Source organism: Paenibacillus sp. OT2-17 (assembly GCF_009827695.1).
Classification (GTDB): domain Bacteria; phylum Bacillota; class Bacilli; order Paenibacillales; family Paenibacillaceae; genus Paenibacillus; species Paenibacillus polymyxa_B.
The window spans coordinates 1-1,011 of sequence record NZ_WUDQ01000883.1 but is presented as its reverse complement, the minus strand read 5'-3'; the positions used below and the strand labels follow the sequence as shown (position 1 = coordinate 1,011).

Annotated in this window: 2 protein-coding genes; both read right to left on the bottom strand. The window is 39.8% G+C overall.

Annotation, left to right across the window (positions count from 1 at the left end; translation table 11 throughout):
- On the bottom strand, positions 1 to 191 hold a 191-nt coding region (locus GRP75_RS27900), incomplete at its 3' end, for a sulfurtransferase TusA family protein (RefSeq protein ID WP_160790996.1).
- Between the two features lie 213 nt (positions 192 to 404).
- The gene (locus GRP75_RS27895; protein WP_023988550.1) at positions 405 to 932 is read right to left on the bottom strand and encodes a TetR/AcrR family transcriptional regulator; all 528 of its coding nucleotides are present in this window, start codon (positions 930 to 932) and stop codon (positions 405 to 407) included.
- Positions 933 to 1,011: the final 79 nt, after the last annotated feature.

Here is a 1,011-nt window from a genome sequence, read left to right as displayed (position 1 = left end):
TATTGATGTCCGGTGTTTTTAGCCCAGCTCTGAAAATCGGCTAATGAACCTTTATCAGTCGCCTGAACTTCTATAATCTTTCCGGGAACGAGCTCATTCATAGCCTTTTTTGTTTTTACAATAGGCATAGGACAAGCTAGCCCTTTGCAATCAAGAATATGATCTGCTTGGATATTGTTAGTTGATGACATTCTATAACCTCCGTCTGTTTTTTGAGGGGACTTAGTTTAGTTAAATTCCTTTATACATATACCCCTATGGGTATTAGAATAACGAGACTCGCTTCTCTTGTCAACTTATTTGGCCGTTTTTTCTCAGAAGCAAATGAAATCATGTCTTGAACAAAATAAAATTAAAAGCAAAAAAAGCCGCGCAAAAACGCGACTCTAATGCATAAACCAAAATTAATCGTCTTTTTTCATCAGTTCTGGTAGATCCAGCGACATCGAAATATTACACAGCATACCTCTGGCGAGAAAAAGCATCGTTCTTTCCATTGCTTGTTCAATACCTGCCCGTCGGAAAGCATCATAAACCGTCGTATGAATTTCACGGAATCCTTGCTGCATCACGCTTACAATCTCATCCTCGCGGATCGTCTGCGCCTGCATTTGCAAAAGTGTTTCATTGCGGTATTCCATCATAATTTGCGAATAGGCTGCAATTAGCTCTTGCTCGAGCTGTTCAGATGAGGCCGAATGAATGACTCTGTGAAAAGAGTCTATGATACGTGCAAATGAAACCTTCAGGGCTTCAACAAGCAACGCTTCCTTGGTAGCGAAAAAACGAAAGACATAGGGCTGAGAAATATTGGCCCGTTCCGCAACTTTGGCTGTTGTAGCTCGGTAGTAGCCCATCTCTGCAAACACTTCAATGGCAGCAGATATGATTTCCTTTTGGCGATTTATAGATGTTGACGTAGCTTTAGCCATATTTTTTTCATCATTTAATTTAGCACAGTTTTCTGATTAGTGATTAATCAATTACAAATCAGTATAAACGACATAACCT